This is a genomic window from Mesorhizobium ventifaucium, assembly GCF_935822925.1.
Taxonomy (GTDB): domain Bacteria; phylum Pseudomonadota; class Alphaproteobacteria; order Rhizobiales; family Rhizobiaceae; genus Mesorhizobium; species Mesorhizobium ventifaucium.
Map to the genome: position 1 here is coordinate 331,452 of NZ_CAKXZS010000023.1, position 18,249 is coordinate 349,700.

Below are 18,249 nucleotides of genomic sequence, written 5' to 3' on the forward strand. Positions count from 1 at the left end.
AGTTGTGGTGATATGAAGTCACCAATGAAGCGTTCTGAAATACCTTCGCTCGACGACCTGCGTGCCTTCCAAACAGTGGCGCGTCTGCGGTCTGTGCGTGCTGCGGCCGCCGAACTCGCTCTGACGCATGGTGCAGTCAGCCGCCGCGTCTCCAAACTGGCCGCCGATCTTGGCTTGCGCTTGCTCGAAGCGAACGGACGCGGAGTGCGTCTGACCTCCGATGGCGCAAAGCTGGCGGAGGCAACCGGCAAGGCGTTCCATTTAATCACTGATGCCTTGGCAGAAATCAGATCCAGCTCGACGCCCATTCCGATCATCCTGTCCTGCGAGCGCTCGCTGGCGATGCGCTGGCTGATTCCGCGTCTGTCTGGGTTTCAGGATCGATACCCGGATGTCGAGGTGCATCTGTCGACCGGCGGCGGTGGGCTCGACTTCGCGCGTGACCGGGTGACGCTTGCGATCCGCCGACTCGATTTTCTGGTGGACCCGGAATGGACCATCATCAGGCTGATGCCGGAGCGTGTCGGTCCGGTCATGCTGCCATCCCTGCGCAAGCGGTTCGAGAGTGGCGACTATGTGGCGCTCGGATCACGGACGCGACCGGATGCTTGGGAAGCATGGCTCGACGCGCACATGGATGCGCCGCGTCCTCGAGCGACCCGATTGCTGGATCATCATTTCCTGATGGCAGAAGCGGCCCTGGGTGGTCTTGGCGTTGCTCTTGCCCCCGAGGCGATTGCAGCGGATGACGTCGCGAATGGGCGATTGGAAGCACCACTCGGCTTCGAGCGCGACGGGACGGACTACGGCCTCATCCATCCGAAGTCGGTCATTGCTTCAACCGGCCTCTCCGCATTGCGCGATTGGCTGACCGCAGAGTCCGAGAGATCGTTCAAGCGGCAGGTGCTTGAGAACAGCTAAACTAAGAAATAATGCGCCCGTATCAGCTCAGGCGGGGCGAAAAAGACAGCACTGCGAAAGGGAGTGCTGGTTTTGCGGTCGACCGAAGGGCCTTCTGCTAAATGATCATGCATTGCGGCACATTCTGCCAAACGCCTGCGATTATGCTTGGCTGATAGGGCAGATTGACAGGAACCAAAGACATGGATCGCTTCCGGCCGAAATACGTGACGTTTGATTGCCACGGCACGCTCATCAATTTCCAAATGGCGGAAGCCGCCAGGGATTTGTTCGGTCATCTTCTGGATGGGCCGCGCATGGATGAATTCATCAAAAACTTCCAGGGCTACCGCCTCGACGAGGTGATGCAGGACTGGAAGCCCTATGCGGATGTCGTTCACAATGCGCTGGAGCGTACCTGCCGCCGCAACAGCGTCGCATTCCGTGTCGAAGACGCCGAAACGATCTACAACCGCATCCCGACGTGGGGGCCGCATCCGGACGTCCCCGAGGGATTGGCCAAACTGGCCAAGGGAATTCCGTTGGTCACCCTGACGAACTCCATGGTGGCCCAGATTCCGTCGAACGTGGCAAAGCTCGGTGCGCCCTTTCATGCCGTCTTGACCGCTGAAGAGGCGGGTGCCTACAAGCCGCACTTCAAGGCGTTCGAATATATGTTCGATATGCTCGGTTGCGGCCCGGAGGATATCACGCATGTGTCCTCGTCTTTCCGCCACGACCTGATGTCTGCCTATGATCTGGGGATCAAGAGCAAAGTCTGGGTCAATCGCGGCCATGAGCCTGCCAACCCCTACTACGAGTACACGGAAATCCGCGATGTGGCGCAGCTACCGGGCGTCTTCGGACTCTGAGGGCAAGGATGGGCCGGGCCTGCAGGGTACGGCGCACGTTTTTTTGAGCTGCCAGGCGGCGCCGTCTCAAACACCGCGAGAAACAGAACTGCGGGGCGTCATCGCTGGAGCGCTCAGCTTCTAGCGCAACCTTCCTGTTTAACAACTGGAAGATCTGACCCAACCCGGACTTACCCGTCTCCCCAGTGGGTGCTCGCATAGCTGTCAGCCGAAGCGTCACAAGGTTCTATTACAAAATTATGCCCTACGGCGACTGTCGTGTTTCTGTTTCGCTGAACGCGCTCCAAGGAAGATCGGGGCGAGACGGGAGTTTGAGGACAAGGTGCGGGCACCCTAAAAGCGAAACGGGGCCGGTCGATCCGGCCCCGCTCGCCTACTGCCGCAACCTGAAGAGGTTCTCGTCTTACACCCAGATCAGTTTGGCGAATAAGGCAGCGACGAGTGATGCAGGACGATCTTCAGCTGACCGTCACCCATTCGCTCAATTCCAAAAGAGTATTCGACCTTGGTCTCGGAGCCGTCCGTCTTCGTGAAATAGTAGTTGCCCATCGACATGGCACTATCGCTGTCGACGATCGTGCCTTCGTTTTCCCAGCGCACCTCGGTGTAGGGCGCAATCGCAAATCCCTTGTCTTCGCTCACAACTCCGGTGACGAAATATGACAATGCTTCCTCGAAAGTGCCGCGGAACTGGTCTTCGTTTGCAAGTGTGGGCTTGAACAGAACTTCTTCCTCTCCATAGGCATAGAATTTCTTGAGATGCTCCTCGGCAGCAGCTCTGTAGTCGCCACCATCGCTGAAGACCTGCCCGATATCGACAATACCCTCGCCCCAGGCCTTCTGAAGCGCTACGACTTCGTCCGCGGTAACCGGGGTCATCCCCTTGGCTTGCGCGGATCCCACGGCCATCAGGGCAATTACGCTGGCTGCCAAGGCTATCTTGTTTAGCATTCTGTTTCTCCGTTTGCTACACGGGCGTCGCCGCCCCCGGGGACACTTGGTGACCGGAGATCGATGAAACCAATGGTAATTTTCTGTTCGATCCATAGCTTTCAGCTATCAATGAAGGAACATCATATGCGCCGTTCGCCAAATGGCTGTCATGGGCGCTGGTGTCGCGGTGTTGCCATCGCTTTATGCTTTGGGAGAGGCGATCCGGGACCCGGAATTCATCCTCCGCCGTCTTGATCATCCAGAAGCGCGACATGAGATCGCCCTTCATTGGCGGTATGAGCAGAAAAGCGGGGTTGAGTGACATTGATGGTTACGCTTTGAAAAATAGAATGAAATGAGTCACATATCACAGAGGCCGGCAATGTCAGTCTGTCCAATCTCAGTGTGGTTTGAAAATTGCTGATAAATGTTTGAAAAATACAATAAATTCGCCATCGCACCGATGATGGATTGGACGGACCGGCATTGCCGGTTCCTCCATCGCCAGTTGACGCGGCGGACCTTGCTCTACACCGAGATGGTCGTTGCCGACGCGGTCATCCACGGCGAGCGCGAGCGCTTGCTCGGCTTCGATGGTACGGAACATCCGGTTGCGTTGCAGCTCGGCGGCTCCGATCCGCAGAAGCTCGCCGAGGCGGCGCGTATCGGCGAGGCCTTCGGCTACGACGAGATCAACCTCAATGTCGGCTGCCCGTCCGACCGCGTCCAGTCGGGTACGTTCGGCGCCTGCCTGATGAAAGCACCGCTCCTGGTCGCCGATTGCGTCGTGGCGATGAAGGCGTCTGTCAGCATTTCCGTCACCGTCAAATGCCGCATCGGCGTCGACGAGCAGGATCCTGAGCCGGCGCTCGATACGTTGGCGGACGGGGTTTTCGCGGCCGGCGCCGACGCGCTGTGGGTGCATGCCCGCAAGGCGTGGCTGGAAGGGCTCAGCCCGAAGGAAAACCGCGACATCCCGCCGCTCGACTATGGCCGCGTCTATCGGCTGAAGGCCAAAAATCCAAACAAATTCATCGGCATCAACGGCGGCATTCAATCACTTGAAGAGGCGCTTGACCACATTGATCATGTCGACGGCGCCATGCTCGGACGCGCCGCCTATCACACGCCGGGCATTCTGGCAGGCGTCGACGCGACGTTTTACGGCGACAAACCCAAAACGTTCGATTTTGCCGCGCTGATCGATGCCATGGCGGATTATGCGGCACGCCATATCGAGCGGGGCGGGCGGCTTGGCCATGTCTCCCGTCACATGGTCGGCCTGTTCCACGGCCTGCCCGGTGCGCGCCGTTACCGGCAGATCCTTTCGACCGATGCGACAAGGCCCGGCGCCGGACCGGATGTGCTGAAGGCGGCTTTCGCTGCAGTCGATTTTAGCGGGACGGACGCCGAAGCCGCCTGACAGTCCAATCGCGCAAGATCATGCGGTCGCTTGCGCTTGTTCCAAGTCTTTGATCGCGTGCGACATGGATCGAGCGCGCATCGCATCGCGCTTCGGCGGCACCCGGCCAGTCGACGCGCGACGAGTATATGCCGCTTAATGCGTTCATCGACGAGGCGATGGCGTTGTTCAGCCGGGAGCCGACGCCCAAGGAGATACTGGTGGAGCGCGTGGGCTACCTGCGCTGGGCGGCCGGTTTGATCAAGCGGTCGAGATGCTCAAGGTTCACTGAGCAGCGCCGAAGTGGCCTTTACTGTTCAATCGCGCAAGATCATGCGGTCGCCGCGCACGTCGAAACCGGATAGTGAGCCGATGAAATTCATGCCGAGCAGGCTCTGGCCGAGCATGCCGGGCGCGGCGATCATGACCGGCATGTCCTTGCGCACGATCCCGCCGATCGTCAATTCGTCGGTTCTGACGGCGGCGGCGCGCGCCATGCCGTTGGCGGTGGAGACCGGTATGGTGAAATTGAGAGCGGCTGGATTGAATCCGGCCGCTTGCGCGTCCTGGGCGGTCAGCACGGTGCTGGTGGCGCCGGTATCGACCACGGCCCGGATCGGCGTGCCGTTGACCATGATGCGCGCTTCGAAATGGCCGTTGCCGGCCTTGTCCAGGGTCACCGTGGCGTGGCCGTCTTCCAGGCCCAATGCCAGCGGACTGCCGGGTACAAGGCCAGCCGTTACCCGGCTGGCGACATCCTGCAATTCATAGCGGTACTGATAGCCGGCAATCAGTGCGAGTACGATGACGGCCCAGGTGCCGAGGTTGCGGGCCATCGTGCCCAAGGGTCTGCCTGATCTGAGCAGGCCGGCGCCGATGAGTGCGACCAATGCGCCGAGCCAGATCAGGCGGCTGAAATCGTAATTCTCGACGCCGAATGTGCTGCCGGCGGAATCGTTGAGCATGAGCAGGACGCCGCCTGCCCCGATCACGATCATCAAAACCCAGAAAAATCGGTTCATAAATGGCTCACGAGAGGGCGTCGCGTTCACGCGCAAGGCGGGTGCGGCGCGTTTCCCGGCGCGATCTGCGTTCAACCGTTTCCAGCCGGGCCGGCAACTCGGCCATGACGCTGCGGCGGATTTCAGGGGTCATCTCGATCCAGGCGCCGATTTCCTCGCGCGTGCGGCCGCAACCGAAGCAGAAGCCGGTTTTCATATCGATCGAACAGACCAGGACGCATGGGGATTCGATGGCCGTCATATTTATTCTCTCAGGGTTCCGTCAGGAATCCCTCGTCTTGCCTCCACATGGTGTAACGGCAACGCCAATGCAAGCCCTCCGGAATGGGCCGCCGGCAGCCGCTTTTCGCGTCAATGCAAGCAGTTGTGCCGGCCGAGCAAGGCGGCTATGCCGCTCACCAACTCTGGGAACGATCATCAACGACATGACCAGCGCGCTGCCCTTCGACGATTTTCGCAATCTTCTGGCGACCCTGCCACCGGCCGACATGGCGGCCGAAGCCCGCGTCCGTGCGCTGTTTGCCAAGGCCGACAACCCCACAGGCTCGCTCGGCCGCATCGAGGACATCGCGGCTTGGCTGGCCGCCTGGAGCGGCCGTGCGCCGCCGGCAGTGAGCCGACCTCTGGTGGCGATCTTCGCCGGCAATCACGGCGTCGCTCGCCATGGCATTTCGCCACGGCCTGTCGCTGCCACGGCGAACGCCGTCGAGCTTTGCGCGGCCGGGGGTGCGGCGATCAACCAGATCTGCATCGCCAATAATCTCGGGCTGAAAGTGTTCGATCTTGCGCTGCACATTCCAACCGCCGACATCACCGAGGATGCAGCACTTGACGAGCGCGGCTGTGCCGCCACCATGGCCTTCGGGATGGAGGCGATCGCCGGCGGCGCCGATCTGCTTTGCCTTGGCGACCTCGGCGTCGGCAATTCCACCGTTGCAGCGGCCTTGTTTGCCGCACTGTTCGGCGGCAGTGGCGCCGATTGGGTCGGATCGGGATCGGGCGCCGATGCATCGATGCGCGCGCGCAAGGCGGAAGTGGTCGATGCCGCGCTAGCCTTCCACGGCACAAGTCTCAGGGACCCGCTGGAAGCGTTGCGCCGGATTGGCGGGCGTGAGTTCGCAGCGATTGCCGGCGCCATCCTCGCCGCCCGGACGCAGAAGATCCCCGTCCTGCTCGATGGGCTAGTTGCGACTGCCGCCGCCGCGACGCTGCATGCTGCCAACCCTGCCGCGCTCGACCATTGCCTGCTTGCCAGCCTGTCGCCAGATCCTGCGCATGCCCGGGCCGCCGAGCGGCTCGGCTTGCGCCCGCTGCTTGATCTCGGCGTCAGCCACGGCGAGGGGGCAGGGGCGGCACTTGCCGCCGGCCTGGTCAAAGCCGCGGCTCTTACCAGTTCGGGCATGGCGGAGGCGGTTCGTTCCCAGTGATGAGAGCCTAATTTATGGGCTGGCACCGCGCCGCCAGCAGCTACAGGGTTTGTCATATCAATCTCGTGAAACCATCATCGCTCCAGCGCTCACTGCCCACTCCGTGGTGCACGAAGAAGAGGCCGTCCGGATCGTATCGGTCCTTCACCGCGAGAAGCTTGATGTAGTTCGAACCCCAAAAGGCGTCTCGCCACCTCTCGTCGAAGAAATCGCTTTCCGCCACATATGAGCCGACGGCAGGTATCAGTTTGCGTACTTCGTTCATGGCCTTGTCGATTGCACTCGCATGTCGACGGGCAGCCGCCCGGTCGGGTTCGCGACCGGCAATGCCGGGGTATGCCGGCGGTCCCTCGGCGCCGCTGATGGCCAGCGCGAAAGCATCCAGCACCACCGGATTGGTCGCCGTCTGGCGGGCGGCGTCAATCACCTCGGCAGGAGCGCCCGCAAGACCCTTGTTGACATGCAGGGAGACAGTCCAGTGGCGGGTAGCTGCGAATAGGGCGTCGGCAAGGTTCTGCTGCCGGTCCGCCTGGAGAAGGGATGACGGAATCCATGCAGACTGGTAGCCATGCAGAACCTGTCCCGTCTCCTCCAGATTGCTTGCCCAGAACACGTTGGCCTTGCCGGCATCGGGGCGGTTGTCGGCGAGCACCAGTCCGGGTATTTTCTTGAGAAATTCGGGATCCCATAAATTTCGAGCCGGGACGGCGATGATCACCGGCTCCGCTTCGAGGCTGAAATCCTGCGGCGAACCGGCCACCCAGTCGAAGAACGGCCGCCAGATCGTCTCGGCCTGCTGTTGGTCCAGACCTTGGAATACCATCGAAATCGCGAGAACATTGCCCGGCCGGAAGGCAATCTGCTCGCCCCAGTGCGGATTGAACAGCGCCTTGCTGTAGAATTCCACGATCTTTACGATCAGTCGGTGGAAGGCGGCGTCGGACGTCCCATCGATCGTGGCGAACACCGCGCCGAAGAATTCCGGCAACTCGTGCGTTCGCAGCGTGAGCCGGGTCACGACCCCGAGATTGCCGCCACCGCCACCCTTGATCCCCCAGAACAGGTCCTGATTTGTGCAGGCGTTGGCAATTGCAACGGCGCCATCGGCAGTGACGATCTCCGCTTCCAGCAGGCTCGCCGCCGCCATTCCATAAGCCTTCGAGAAACTTCCGAAGCCGCCACTTTGGATCAGGCCCGCGACGCCGACGGTCAGGCAGCCACCGCCCTGGACATAGCGCCCCGCTTTCGTGGTGACGGCGTCATAGGCCTGTCCCCAGATTGCGCCCGCTTCGATCGTGACCGCCGGCTGCGGCGGTTCTCGTCCGGCGCAGCCAACACCGACGAACGCATCGTGCACGGTGACGGCGTTCATCTTCCGGGTCCAGATCAACAAGGAATCCGCGGCATTGGATGTGCCTTGGTAGCTGTGGCCGCCGCCCTTCACCACGAGCCGCAGATTGTTGTCACGGGCGAAATTGACTGCCGCCACAACGTCATCGTTCATTCGGGCAACGACTGCATATTTGCTGGGCTGCGATGTCCAGCCGTCGACCCAGCCTAGCGTCTGTGTCAACCCGACCTCGTCGCCGAGGTAATAGGGGTTCTTCAGTTCCTTGAAGACATCCGTACAGCGGGGGCCTGACGGGGCCTTTATGCATGCGGCGAGCGGCGGCTGAACCTTTACGAGTCGCCCCTCGACTTGCCGGCCAAGCCGGTCCCAACTTCCTTCTGCTGGCCATTCCGGGTCGGATGGACGGATGCGCGAGGTCGGACGGGGCGCGGCCTGTGCCGGCACGAGCATCCACGGCCGCAAGAACGGGATCGCTGCTGCCGTGTGCAATAGACGTCTTCTGTTCATTTGATTGCCTTGGCCCCTGATTGCCTTGGCTCGGAAGACACGTTGGATGGCCTGCCTGGGCAAGGCTATTGCCAAATCGCCCTATCCGCAACGATTCTGGCATCCGGTGCCGGATTTTCGTGAGCCAGTGCTCAGCGCCGGCGCGCAGCAACGGCCCTGGTCGGCAGCGCCGGCAATTCCTCCATCACCCGGCTCAACGGAAAGATGGCGATCGCCTCAGTGCCTTCGCGCAGTTTGGAATGGAGTTCGAACTCGCCGCCATGCAGGGCGAGCAGGCTCTGGACGATCGGCAGGCCAAGCCCGGTGCCTTGTTCGGCGCTCTTGATGGCAATCGAGCCCTGGCCGAAAGCGGACAGCACCACCGGGATCTCGTCTTCCGGAATGCCAGGCCCATTGTCCTTGACGGAGAGGTATTGGCCGCCGCCCGCCGTCCAGCCGACGCGCACGCGGATCTCGCCGCCAGTCCCGGTGAACTTGATGGCGTTCGACAAAAGATTGAGCGCGATCTGTCGCACCGCGCGTTCGTCGGCGAACAGGCGCGGCAAGGCGTTTTCGAAATCCTGGACGATACGGATGTCCTTGTTGCGCGCCTTCAACTCCATCATGTGACAGCAATCCTCAACGACGGAAAGCAGCATCATCGGCTCTTCGTTGAGCTGGTAGCGGCCCGCTTCGATGCGCGACAGGTCGAGGATTTCGTTGATCAGGTCGAGCAGATGCTGGCCAGAGTCATGGACGTCGCGAGCATAGTCGCGGTAGGTTGGATTGCTCATCGGTCCGAGCACCTCGTTCGCCATCACTTCCGAGAAACCGAGGATAGCGTTGAGCGGCGTCCGCAACTCGTGGCTCATCGAGGCCAAAAACCGCGACTTCGCCAGGTTGGCGTCTTCCGCCCGTCGCCGCGCTTCGTCCGACATCGATTTCGCCGTGTCCAGTTCGGCGATCAGCGCGTCCTTTTCGGAGCGGAACGAGAGCAACATCAAGGACGAGCGATTGAGGCGGCGCGCCACATAGGCGAAGAAGGGCAGCGAGACAATCAGCAACCCGGCCATGATCAACTCGACCGGCATCCACTGCCTGGCGCCGGCATAGGCATAGGCGGCCACCGGAACGGCGAAAGTCGCCAGCAACGCGCCGCGCAAGGATGACGCCGTGATCGCGGTCGCTGCCATGGCAAGCAGCAGCACCACCGCCTTGATCAACTGGAACTGGTCGACTTGGCAAGCGTCGCAACCGAGCCAGGCAAACCAGGCCCAGCCCAGGCCGCAAAGGAAATGGCCTATCAGGAAATCACGGTGCGTTTGCAGCGGGTTGAGTTCGGCAGCTTCCGTTCGGTCGACGCGCCTCGCCATGAACACGACGATGGCGTAGCAGATGAGTATGAAAAGCGCCCAGACGCCAATTGCCTCACCGACGCCAGCAAACAGACCGGTCGCGGCGGTCGCCAGGACGAGAAGCGGGACTATGATCGCGCCGCCTATCATCGCACGGGCGTGGAGTTTCAAAAGCTCGCGTTCGAAATCAGGATTTCCGGCCTGCTGCGAAAGACGGTCGCGCGTCTTGCGCACCGCGCGCGCCACATCGCTGTTGCGATGGGGTTTTCGGCGGTCCACAATAAACTTGTCCGCTGTGGTCGAGCGTTGCGAGGGCATGGAGACTTCAATTTATGCGGGCAGCGGTTTCAAATTGTTAAGCTACGTTCGAATGATTAACCAACGGTTTGCCATATGAGCCGATCGTGGTCGCGGCGGCCGGGACAGCGATACGTCCCGCCGCGGCCGCGAAGCCTCTGGCGCCGGCTGGTAGACTACGCAGTGGCCGTGCTTGTCCTCGGTCTGCTGATCCTTCTGGCGGCGCGGCTTGATCGGATCGAGACCCGCAAAACCGAGGGTGCCGCCGTCGTAAATGACGGCGATACGATCACGCTCGGTACCGAGCGCATCCGCATGCGCGGCATTGATGCGCCAGAATATTCGCAAATCTGCCGCAAGGACGGCGCCGCCTATCCCTGCGGCAAGCTGGCGCGGCAGTCGCTGGTACGTCTGATATCAGGAAAACCCGTCTCCTGCACCGGCTGGCAGCGAGACCGATACGGCCGGCTGCTCGGCGATTGCGACGCCGGCGGCAGGGATCTCAACCGCGCCCAGGTCGAGGCCGGCTGGGCAGTTGCCTATGGCGATTTCGAAACCGAGGAGGCCGCGGCCCGATCAGGCAAGGCCGGCATCTGGGCCGGCTCTTTCGACGAGCCGCAGGATTGGCGCGAGAGCCACGATCACGAAGTGGTCGAAAGAAAGCACGGTCGTCTGGCTTCGATCGGCGATGGCTTGCGAGAAATTTTTCGCTTCTGGTGATGGTCAACCCTATAGTTGTTGCAACAGACCTGATCAGAGCGATGTGCGTCCATGCGGACGCATAAGCCATGCGCCAGGTTTTTTGATTCTCGCGTTGTGCTTTCCGGAAAGCGATTCCGGTTGTCGGGCCGGCGCGAAAGGAGGATGGGATGAAACTCTTCGACGGCGGCCGGGCGCCCAATCCACGGCGGGTTCGCGTCTTCCTCGCGGAAAAGGGGCTTGAGGTTCCGCTGGTGCCCGTCGACATGGGCGCGCTGGAGCACAGAGAGCAGCCGGTCAGTTCGCGCAACCCGCTGCAGCGTCTGCCGGTGCTCGAGCTCGACGACGGCACCGTCATCACCGAATCCGTCGCCATCTGCCGCTATTTTGAGGAACTGCATCCGGAACCGGCGTTGTTCGGCCGCGGCGCGCTCGGCAAAGCCCTGGTCGAGATGTGGCAAAGACGGATGGAGCTCAATTTGCTCAATCGCGTCACCGCCGCGTTCCGACACGTCCATCCGGCGATGAAGGAATGGGAAGTTCCACAAATCCCCGAATGGGGCGAGGCCAACAAGCCGAAAGCCGTTGGATTCCTAAAACTCCTCGACAACGAGTTGGCGAACCGGGAATTCGTTGCCGGCGACGCCTATTCGATCGCCGACATCACCGGGCTGATTGCCATCGACTTCATGAAGCCGGCGCGTATCAAGGTGCCGGAAGACTGTGCCAACGTGCTGCGCTGGCATCAGGCGATCTCCAGCCGGCCGAGCGCCGCCGCCTGAGAATGAGCCCTTAGCATGAGCGAAGAGCTGGAAAACTTCGCGGCGAGGGTGCGCGCCTGCCGTATCTGCGTCGAAAACCCGGTCGGTCGGCCGCTGCCGCATGAGCCGCGCCCGGTGCTCAGGCCGTCGTCGAGCGCCCGCATCCTGATTGCCAGCCAAGCACCGGGCACCAAGGTGCATATGTCAGGCATGCCGTTCACCGACGCTTCCGGCGATCGGTTGCGAAACTGGCTGGGGGTCAGCGCGGAAGAATTCTACGACACGACAAAATTCGCCATCGTGCCGATGGGCTTTTGCTTTCCCGGCCAGGATGCCAAGGGCGGCGACCTGCCGCCGCGCCACGAATGTGCAGCGGCCTGGCGTGCGCCGCTGATGGCGCTGATGCCGCGCATCGACCTGGTGCTGACGATCGGCCTCTATGCGCAATCCTGGCACATGGGCGCGGCGCGCCGGCCCTCGCTGACGGAGACGGTGATGGATTGGCGCACCATCTGGAATGCGCCCACCACCCCGAAAGTGCTGCCGCTACCGCATCCTTCGTGGCGCAACACCAGCTGGCTGAAGCGCAATCCGTGGTTTGAAATGGATTTGCTGCCGTTTCTGAGATCGGAAATCCGCTATCGCCTCGGCTGAAGCGTAAGCAAGAAACCACTCGCTTTTGCGCCATCTGGCAGAATTTCTTTCTTGTGAATGGCCCAAATAAGAAGGACTATAGCCAATCTATTCCTGATCTATCCCCGTGGGAGCACCCAATGGACCGCCTTGACAGAAAAATCCTCCGCCTCCTGCAGGAGGACGCGACGCTCGCGGTCGCCGATGTCGCCAAGAAAGTCGGACTGTCGACCACGCCCTGCTGGCGGCGCATTCAGAAGCTCGAGGAGGAAGGCGTCATCAAGCGGCGCGTCGCCATCCTCGATCATGAAAAGGTCAATGTGCGCGTTACCGTGTTCGTGTCGATCCGTACCAATTCGCACAGCCATGAGTGGCTGCGCCGCTTTTCGGAGGTCATTCAGGAATTTCCGGAAGTGGTCGAGTTCTACCGGATGAGCGGCGACGTCGACTATCTCTTGCGCGTGGTGGTGCCCGACATCGCTGCTTACGACGCCTTCTACAAGCGGCTGATCGCCAAGATCGAGATCCGCGACGTCTCGTCGTCGTTTGCCATGGAACAGATCAAATACACGACCGAAATGCCGCTCGACTACATGGTACTGGACAAGGAATCGGGTGCCAACGCCGCCTGAGGATTTTGTGCTTAGTTGTTCTTTTTGTTGAGGAAACTCCACGGCAAGTTTGCCGGTAGCGTGATCGTGTCCGGCACGAGATCGACGTTCGCCACCTCCGCCTTGCGCACTGTGTAACCCGACTGGATCACGCTGACACCGTCGAGGATGAAGAGCTGACTTTTCTCCATGCCCGGCTCCAGGGCGCCGGTCACGGAAACCGGCTGATAGGCTTGCGACATCCTGTAGGGGCGGGCGGGCGTGACGAGGACGATCTGATTGGGCGGCGGCGTCGGCATGTGGCTGCACGCCCCTGTCCACGGTACCAGCAGGAACTGATAGACGAGATCGCCGTCCCGATCGAGCGGCAGCGCGTATCCCGCCAGTTGGACGGCCTTGTCTCGCAAATTGAGAGACAGCGTCTCGCCACGGTCAGGCATTTTTGCCGCGACCATCGGCAATCCGACACTTTCGGCAGCGGGCTGGGTCGCCGGGCGCAGGTCCTTCCAGAATATGCGCGAGGTTTCGGCGGAAGCGCTGCCCGCCGCTATGGAAATCAGCACGGCCGCCAGCGCCGCTGTCAATTTGAGAGGACTGCTCATCGTGTGCTCTCCATTTGACAGGAGTAAAGCTGCCGTCGCCGACAGCGTCAACGTTCGAGCCGCATCACATGTCGGCGAGAGCCGGCCATGCCGATCTCATGGAATTCGCGGGCCACGAACATCTCTCGAAAGCCCATGAAACGGTAACTCGGCGATGCCTGGTCGACCGGATAGGCCTCGATCGTCCTAGCGCCTTTGGCGAAGGCGTGATCGATGGCCGCGTCGAGCAGGGCGCTTGCCAGTCCACGGCCGCGCGACGCCCTCGGCACATAGAAGCAGACGATCGACCATATGCCTGCCTCGCTGTCGTCCGGCTCCTGCGACAGCTTGCGATAGGTCTCGCGTGGCGCCACCGAGCACCAGCCGACGATCTTGCCTTCGGCATGGGCGACGATACCGACCGGCGTGCCGGCTTCGATGAGCGCTATCATGGCCCGTCTCCTCTCATTGTTGGACGCATGCTCGCGGTTTTCAAGGTGGCGCCAGGCCATGCACCAGCAGTATTTTGGTGCGCCAGGCTGCTCGAACAGGTTCTCGAAATCGGCGCGCGTCGATCGCGTCACCTCAGTAAAGCGGATCTGGTTCCGGTCAGCCTTTCCTGGCGAGCCGCTCGAGCGTTTTGGCATCGGAAAGCTCCCTTGCAGCGTCCTTGCCGATCCAACGCGCCGTCTTGTCGGTCGATCCGGCCAGCTTCTGTGCCAGGGCAAGGGCAGCGCCGTGCAAATGCAGCGATCGCTTGCCGATAGAGCGAAGCGCCCAGTTCACTGCCTTCTTCACAAAATTACGACCATCGCCAGCGTGCGCTTCGATGATCGACAGGAAGTCGAGGAAGGTCGCCTCTGGCTCCTTCTTCCGGTGGACGACCGACCAGGCCATCATCGCAAAAGCCGTGCGTCGGACGAACTCCCGTTCGTCGGCCGCAAACTCTTCTATCAGTTCCTTCCAGCAATCCGTATCGACAAAGAGATCGGAGACGCCGTCGACGATATCCCACGAGTCGAAAGTCGCCGCCCATCGTCTTGCATCCGCAGCAGAAAACCGCTTCGGATCGGCTGTGACGGAAGCGATGAACTGCGCTTCCATGATGCCCGACTGCCATAGTTCGAAGGCACGGTTATGGTTGCGCTTGATTTTCTTGGCGATCTGCCGCTGCACGCCATGCGGGATACCGAGCGCGCGTTCGATCTTGATGCCGTAGCGCAGCATGCCAAGGCGATTCTCCTGCGAGCCGATCGAGCGCAGATGGGCGACAATCTCCTCGGCGCTGGATTGTGGCGAAAGCTCGGCCACGACAAAACCTACTTTTCCAATCGCGCCAGCAGCGAAGACGTATCCCAGCGTTTGCCGCCCATCCCCTGCACATCCTTGTAGAATTGGTCGACAAGTGCCGTCACCGGCAGCTTGGCGCCGTTGCGGTCGGCCTCCGCCAGGCAGATGCCGAGATCCTTGCGCATCCAGTCGACAGCGAAGCCGAAATCGTATTTGCCGGCATTCATCGTCTTGTGGCGGTTCTCCATCTGCCACGAGCCGGCCGCGCCCTTGGAGATCACCTCGATGACTTTCTCGATGTCGAGCCCGGCCTTCTTGCCGAAATGGATGCCTTCGGCCAGCCCTTGGACAAGACCGGCGATGCAGATCTGGTTGATCATCTTGGTGAGCTGGCCCGAGCCGGCCGGACCCATCAGCCCGACCATGCGGGCATAGGCATCGATGACGGGCTTTGCTTTGTCGAAGGCTTTTTGTTCGCCGCCGACCATGACGGTCAGCACGCCGTTTTCGGCGCCGGCCTGACCGCCGGAGACCGGCGCGTCGAGGAACGAAAAACCGCCCAATTGCGCTTTCTCCGCCAGTTGGCGCGCGACTTCAGCGGAGGCGGTAGTGTTGTCGATGAAGATGGCTCCCGACTTCATCGACTGGAATGCACCCTCGGCTCCAATCGTCACCGCACGCAAATCGTCGTCATTCCCAACGCAGGAAAAGACAAAATCCTTGCCGTCGGCCGCCTCAGTCGGCGTGTTGGCAACACTGCCGCCATGCTGGGCAACCCATTGCTCGCCCTTTGCCCTGGTGCGGTTGTAGACGGTGACGTCGTGGCCGCCCTTGTTCCTGAGATGTCCGGCCATTGGATAGCCCATGACGCCAAGACCGAGAAATGCCACCGATGCCATGTTTTCGAATCCCTTAGAAGCCTGCTTTCCGGCCTTCTTAGCGGATCAGGCAAAGCGATGGGAGTCAGCGTTGCAGATGGATGGTAATGCGCCGTTCGATCCATTCGACTGCGTGGCGCAGCGTTTCGACAATGATCAGATAGATGATCGCCGCCCAGACATAGGACTGGAAGTCGAACGTCCGCGAATAGGTGAGCTTCGTGATGCCCATCAAATCATAGACGGTGATGATGGCTACGATCGCCGAGCCCTTGATCATCAGGATGATCTCGTTGCCGTAGGGACGCAGTGCCACGATCAGTGCCTGCGGCAGGATGATCTTCCACATCGTCTGCAATTTGTGCAGGCCGAGCGAGGCGGCGCCCTCCCACTGACCCCTGGGCACGCTCTCGATCGCGCCGCGCAGGATTTCAGCCTGATAGGCGGCAGTATTGAGCGAGAAGGCGAAGATTGCGCAGTTGAACGCCTCGCGGAAAAAGCCCCAGAGGCCAATCATATCGAGCTGCGGCCGGAAGGAGCCTACGCCGTAATAGACAAGGAAGGTCTGGGCCAGCAGCGGCGTGCCGCGGAAGAAATAGACATAGGCATAGGCAAGACCCGAAAGAAACCGGTTCTTCGACATGCGGGCATAGGCGATCGGCACCGACAGGATCGCGCCAAGCACGATCGAGATGGCGACCAGCAAAAGCGTCACACCCAGGCCTGTCACATAGGACGGCGCATATTTCGCGAAAAGCTCGCCGTTCCAGGCGACAATGAGGTACGCAGCAATCCCGGCGAGAAAAGCTATCCACATACAGACCAGCGCGTAGCCGAGAATACGTTGGCGCGGCCAGCCGTGCGGGATTGCTGGCGGTTTTTCGACCTTCGTCGCCACGTCGGCTGCTGCCGCACTCATCGCTGCACCTGCTGGCGGCCGACCGCACGTTCGATCGCATTGATGCCGAAGGACGATATGATGGCGAGGAGCAGATAGATAAGCGCGGCAACACCGAAAAACAGGAAGGCGTGTTTGGTGACGCGGGCGGCGACGCCCGCTTGCCGCAATATGTCGGTAAGACCGATGGCGGAAACCAGGGCGGTATCCTTGAGCAGGATGAGCCACAGATTGGCAAGACCCGGCAGCGCGATACGGACAAGCTGCGGCAGCACCACAAGGCGCATCGTCTGCCAGCCAGACAGGCCGACCGAATAGCCACCCTCATATTGTCCCTTCGGGATGGCGCGGAATGCCGAGAGGAAGACCTCGCTGGCGTAGGACGAGAAGACGACGCCGAGCGCGATCATGCCGGAAACAAAAGCATTCACTTCGACCGCGGCGGTCGGGTCATACAGGCGCATCAGTTGCTGGATGCCGATTTGCGCGCCGTAAAAGATCATGAACAGGGTCAGCAGCTCAGGCAGTCCACGAAAGATCGTGGTGTAGATATTGCCGGCCAGCCGCAGCGACGGCTCGTTGGATTGCTTGGCCAGCGCAACCAGAAAGCCGATCACCAGACCGAGAGGCAGGGTCGCGGCTGCAAGCGAAACGGTGATGAAAACACCATAGGCGATATCGTCGAGCCAGCCTTCGGGTCCCCAACTGAGCAGCGTCCAAACGCTTTGCATCCGCCTGCCTGTTCTCCTCTATGGCTTTTTTGAGAGCGCGGCGTCAGCTCTCGCGCGCCGCGCCTTGCGCAATCGGCGGGATGTCCCGTCGTTCGCTGTCAATCCGGAAGGATCAGGACTCGCCGCCGTAGACGTCGTACTTGAAGTACTTGTCGTTGATTTCCTTGTACTTTCCGTTGGCGCGGATGGCGTCGATCGCCTTGTTGAACTGATTGACCAACTCGGTATCACCCTTGCGTACCGCGATGCCGGCGCCCGGACCATGGATCTCGATGTCGGGCGTGATCGCACCGATCAGCTTGCAGCAGGCGCCGTCCGGCGTGGCAAGCCAGCCTTCGAGAACGGTGATGTCGTCGTTGACCGCATCAACGCGGCCATTGGCGAGATCGAGCTGGTATTCCTGCGCGGTCGGGTACGGCTTGATTGTACTGTCGGTATAAGCCTTGGTTGAATAATTGAAGTGGGTGGTGGACGCCTGCACGCCGATCGTCTTGCCGGCCAGGTCCTCCTTGGTCACGCCTTTGATATCGCTGTCCTTGGGCGCGGCGATCGCCGGCGGCGTGTTGTAGTATTTGTTGGTGAAGTCGACCTTCTCGGCACGCTCCGGGGTGATCGACATCGAGGCGACGATGGCGTCGAACTTGCCGGCCTGAAGGGCCGGGATGATGCCGTCCCAATCCTGCGCGACGAAAGTGCACTTCACCTTCATCTCGTCGCAAAGCGCCTTGGCGATATCGATGTCGAAGCCCACGAGCTGGCCATCAGCGGTCAGGTTGTTGAACGGCGGATAGGCTCCCTCCGTGCCGATCCTCAAGGTTTTCTCCTGAGCCTGGGCAACGCCCAATGTCAGCAGCGCGGCCGATGCGGCGAGCGCTATACGCAGTGCAGTACTCATGATAGTCCTCTCTGTATGTTCCCGGCCGTCGTTCCGAACGGCTCTGTGGGCGGTTCTGTTGACCGCCGCTGGCGCGATACTCCCATTCTTTCCCAAGAAAAAGCAACTGTAAAACCGTTGCTTGCGGGTTTCGCATTCCCAGACAGTACTGACGTTGCGGCAGGCATACCAACGAGGAAAACAGGGGGGCCAACGAGGAAACAGCGGGCGGCCGATGCTCCTTCGGC

The 18,249-nt window shown here is 61.1% G+C and carries 19 protein-coding genes and 2 pseudogenes; 9 read left to right on the forward strand and 12 right to left on the reverse strand.

Features of this window, described 5'->3' with window-relative positions; translation table 11 throughout:
• Window positions 1-24 precede the first annotated feature (24 nt).
• Both NMG70_RS19545 and NMG70_RS19550 read left to right on the forward strand, forming a co-directional pair.
• On the forward strand, window positions 25-921 hold the full coding sequence (locus tag NMG70_RS19545; RefSeq protein ID WP_254026052.1) for a LysR family transcriptional regulator: 897 nt from the start codon (window positions 25-27) through the stop codon (window positions 919-921).
• Window positions 922-1,103: 182 nt separating this feature from the next.
• Complete coding sequence (locus tag NMG70_RS19550) at window positions 1,104-1,772, forward strand: haloacid dehalogenase type II (protein ID WP_254026053.1); 669 nt, start codon at window positions 1,104-1,106, stop codon at window positions 1,770-1,772.
• A gap of 414 nt (window positions 1,773-2,186) precedes the next feature.
• On the opposite strand, the gene NMG70_RS19555 is transcribed toward NMG70_RS19550, so the two are convergent.
• Window positions 2,187-2,705 carry a metal-independent carbonic anhydrase family protein gene (locus tag NMG70_RS19555; protein ID WP_436798424.1) on the reverse strand — a complete coding sequence of 173 codons (519 nt, stop codon included), beginning with the start codon at window positions 2,703-2,705 and terminating at the stop codon, window positions 2,187-2,189.
• A 427-nt stretch (window positions 2,706-3,132) separates the two neighbouring features.
• Between NMG70_RS19555 and dusA the strand changes: the two genes are divergently transcribed.
• Both dusA and NMG70_RS33295 read left to right on the forward strand, forming a co-directional pair.
• Window positions 3,133-4,128, forward strand: a complete 996-nt coding sequence (dusA, locus tag NMG70_RS19560) for a tRNA dihydrouridine(20/20a) synthase DusA (RefSeq protein ID WP_254026055.1) — start codon at window positions 3,133-3,135, stop codon at window positions 4,126-4,128.
• Window positions 4,129-4,229: 101 nt separating this feature from the next.
• Window positions 4,230-4,399, forward strand: a pseudogene (locus NMG70_RS33295) (oxidoreductase); the annotation flags it as partial.
• A gap of 25 nt (window positions 4,400-4,424) precedes the next feature.
• On the opposite strand, the gene NMG70_RS19565 reads toward NMG70_RS33295, so the two are convergent.
• Both NMG70_RS19565 and NMG70_RS19570 read right to left on the reverse strand, forming a co-directional pair.
• Window positions 4,425-5,129 carry a TIGR02281 family clan AA aspartic protease gene (locus tag NMG70_RS19565; protein WP_254026056.1) on the reverse strand — a complete coding sequence of 235 codons (705 nt, stop codon included), beginning with the start codon at window positions 5,127-5,129 and terminating at the stop codon, window positions 4,425-4,427.
• A 7-nt stretch (window positions 5,130-5,136) separates the two neighbouring features.
• Window positions 5,137-5,370 carry a DUF1289 domain-containing protein gene (locus NMG70_RS19570; RefSeq protein ID WP_254026057.1) on the reverse strand — a complete coding sequence of 78 codons (234 nt, stop codon included), beginning with the start codon at window positions 5,368-5,370 and terminating at the stop codon, window positions 5,137-5,139.
• Between the two features lie 184 nt (window positions 5,371-5,554).
• On the opposite strand from NMG70_RS19570, the gene NMG70_RS19575 reads away from it, so the two are divergent.
• Complete coding sequence (locus tag NMG70_RS19575) at window positions 5,555-6,556, forward strand: nicotinate-nucleotide--dimethylbenzimidazole phosphoribosyltransferase (RefSeq protein ID WP_254026058.1); 1,002 nt, start codon at window positions 5,555-5,557, stop codon at window positions 6,554-6,556.
• 52 nt (window positions 6,557-6,608) lie between these two features.
• Here NMG70_RS19575 and NMG70_RS19580 read toward each other — a convergent pair whose 3' ends face one another.
• The gene (locus tag NMG70_RS19580) at window positions 6,609-8,414 is read right to left on the reverse strand and encodes an FAD-dependent oxidoreductase (RefSeq protein ID WP_367185561.1); all 1,806 of its coding nucleotides are present in this window, start codon (window positions 8,412-8,414) and stop codon (window positions 6,609-6,611) included.
• Window positions 8,415-8,545: 131 nt separating this feature from the next.
• Window positions 8,546-10,066 carry a sensor histidine kinase gene (locus NMG70_RS19585; protein ID WP_254026059.1) on the reverse strand — a complete coding sequence of 507 codons (1,521 nt, stop codon included), beginning with the start codon at window positions 10,064-10,066 and terminating at the stop codon, window positions 8,546-8,548.
• Window positions 10,067-10,141: 75 nt separating this feature from the next.
• On the opposite strand from NMG70_RS19585, the gene NMG70_RS19590 reads away from it, so the two are divergent.
• The 4 genes from NMG70_RS19590 (at window position 10,142) to NMG70_RS19605 (ending at window position 12,770) form a co-directional block, all read left to right on the forward strand.
• On the forward strand, window positions 10,142-10,765 hold the full coding sequence (locus tag NMG70_RS19590; RefSeq protein ID WP_254026060.1) for a thermonuclease family protein: 624 nt from the start codon (window positions 10,142-10,144) through the stop codon (window positions 10,763-10,765).
• A gap of 149 nt (window positions 10,766-10,914) precedes the next feature.
• Entirely contained in the window at window positions 10,915-11,526 is a 612-nt protein-coding gene (locus tag NMG70_RS19595) for a glutathione S-transferase (protein WP_254026061.1), read from the forward strand.
• 15 nt (window positions 11,527-11,541) lie between these two features.
• Entirely contained in the window at window positions 11,542-12,159 is a 618-nt protein-coding gene (locus NMG70_RS19600) for a uracil-DNA glycosylase family protein (RefSeq protein ID WP_254026062.1), read from the forward strand.
• Window positions 12,160-12,278: 119 nt separating this feature from the next.
• A complete protein-coding gene (locus tag NMG70_RS19605; RefSeq protein ID WP_006333679.1) occupies window positions 12,279-12,770 on the forward strand; it encodes an Lrp/AsnC family transcriptional regulator in 492 nt (163 codons plus the stop codon).
• 11 nt (window positions 12,771-12,781) lie between these two features.
• Here NMG70_RS19605 and NMG70_RS19610 read toward each other — a convergent pair whose 3' ends face one another.
• The 7 genes and pseudogenes from NMG70_RS19610 to NMG70_RS19640 all read right to left on the reverse strand — a co-directional run bounded on the left by NMG70_RS19610 (window position 12,782) and on the right by NMG70_RS19640 (window position 18,022).
• Window positions 12,782-13,351, reverse strand: coding sequence for a DUF3299 domain-containing protein (locus NMG70_RS19610; protein WP_254026063.1), 570 nt, complete (start codon window positions 13,349-13,351; stop codon window positions 12,782-12,784).
• Between the two features lie 47 nt (window positions 13,352-13,398).
• Window positions 13,399-13,977 (reverse strand): GNAT family N-acetyltransferase, encoded by a 579-nt coding sequence (locus NMG70_RS19615; protein ID WP_254026064.1) that lies wholly within the window; start codon window positions 13,975-13,977, stop codon window positions 13,399-13,401.
• Complete coding sequence (locus NMG70_RS19620) at window positions 13,940-14,641, reverse strand: DNA alkylation repair protein (protein WP_254026065.1); 702 nt, start codon at window positions 14,639-14,641, stop codon at window positions 13,940-13,942. Before NMG70_RS19620 ends, NMG70_RS19615 begins: the two co-directional genes overlap by 38 nt.
• A gap of 8 nt (window positions 14,642-14,649) precedes the next feature.
• A pseudogene (locus NMG70_RS19625) lies at window positions 14,650-15,525 on the reverse strand (NAD(P)-dependent oxidoreductase); the annotation flags it as partial.
• Between the two features lie 58 nt (window positions 15,526-15,583).
• A complete protein-coding gene (locus NMG70_RS19630; protein WP_077378084.1) occupies window positions 15,584-16,417 on the reverse strand; it encodes an ABC transporter permease in 834 nt (277 codons plus the stop codon).
• A complete protein-coding gene (locus NMG70_RS19635; RefSeq protein ID WP_254021124.1) occupies window positions 16,414-17,127 on the reverse strand; it encodes an ABC transporter permease in 714 nt (237 codons plus the stop codon). The genes NMG70_RS19630 and NMG70_RS19635 overlap by 4 nt, the downstream gene beginning before the upstream one ends.
• Before the next feature lie 112 nt (window positions 17,128-17,239).
• Window positions 17,240-18,022, reverse strand: coding sequence for an ABC transporter substrate-binding protein (locus tag NMG70_RS19640; RefSeq protein WP_254026067.1), 783 nt, complete (start codon window positions 18,020-18,022; stop codon window positions 17,240-17,242).
• Window positions 18,023-18,249: the final 227 nt, after the last annotated feature.

Bases quoted from the DNA above. Each gene is read 5' to 3' on its own strand.
- NMG70_RS19545 (WP_254026052.1), top strand. From the start codon at position 25: ATGAAGCGTTCTGAAATACCTTCGCTCGACGACCTGCGTGCCTTCCAA.
- NMG70_RS19550 (WP_254026053.1), top strand. From the start codon at position 1,104: ATGGATCGCTTCCGGCCGAAATACGTGACGTTTGATTGCCACGGCACG.
- dusA (WP_254026055.1), top strand. From the start codon at position 3,133: ATGTTTGAAAAATACAATAAATTCGCCATCGCACCGATGATGGATTGG.
- NMG70_RS19565 (WP_254026056.1), bottom strand. From the start codon at position 5,129: ATGAACCGATTTTTCTGGGTTTTGATGATCGTGATCGGGGCAGGCGGC.
- NMG70_RS19570 (WP_254026057.1), bottom strand. From the start codon at position 5,370: ATGACGGCCATCGAATCCCCATGCGTCCTGGTCTGTTCGATCGATATG.
- NMG70_RS19575 (WP_254026058.1), top strand. From the start codon at position 5,555: ATGACCAGCGCGCTGCCCTTCGACGATTTTCGCAATCTTCTGGCGACC.
- NMG70_RS19580 (WP_367185561.1), bottom strand. From the start codon at position 8,414: ATGAACAGAAGACGTCTATTGCACACGGCAGCAGCGATCCCGTTCTTG.
- NMG70_RS19585 (WP_254026059.1), bottom strand. From the start codon at position 10,066: ATGCCCTCGCAACGCTCGACCACAGCGGACAAGTTTATTGTGGACCGC.
- NMG70_RS19590 (WP_254026060.1), top strand. From the start codon at position 10,142: ATGAGCCGATCGTGGTCGCGGCGGCCGGGACAGCGATACGTCCCGCCG.
- NMG70_RS19595 (WP_254026061.1), top strand. From the start codon at position 10,915: ATGAAACTCTTCGACGGCGGCCGGGCGCCCAATCCACGGCGGGTTCGC.
- NMG70_RS19600 (WP_254026062.1), top strand. From the start codon at position 11,542: ATGAGCGAAGAGCTGGAAAACTTCGCGGCGAGGGTGCGCGCCTGCCGT.
- NMG70_RS19605 (WP_006333679.1), top strand. From the start codon at position 12,279: ATGGACCGCCTTGACAGAAAAATCCTCCGCCTCCTGCAGGAGGACGCG.
- NMG70_RS19610 (WP_254026063.1), bottom strand. From the start codon at position 13,351: ATGAGCAGTCCTCTCAAATTGACAGCGGCGCTGGCGGCCGTGCTGATT.
- NMG70_RS19615 (WP_254026064.1), bottom strand. From the start codon at position 13,977: ATGCCAAAACGCTCGAGCGGCTCGCCAGGAAAGGCTGACCGGAACCAG.
- NMG70_RS19630 (WP_077378084.1), bottom strand. From the start codon at position 16,417: ATGAGTGCGGCAGCAGCCGACGTGGCGACGAAGGTCGAAAAACCGCCA.
- NMG70_RS19635 (WP_254021124.1), bottom strand. From the start codon at position 17,127: ATGCAAAGCGTTTGGACGCTGCTCAGTTGGGGACCCGAAGGCTGGCTC.
- NMG70_RS19640 (WP_254026067.1), bottom strand. From the start codon at position 18,022: ATGAGTACTGCACTGCGTATAGCGCTCGCCGCATCGGCCGCGCTGCTG.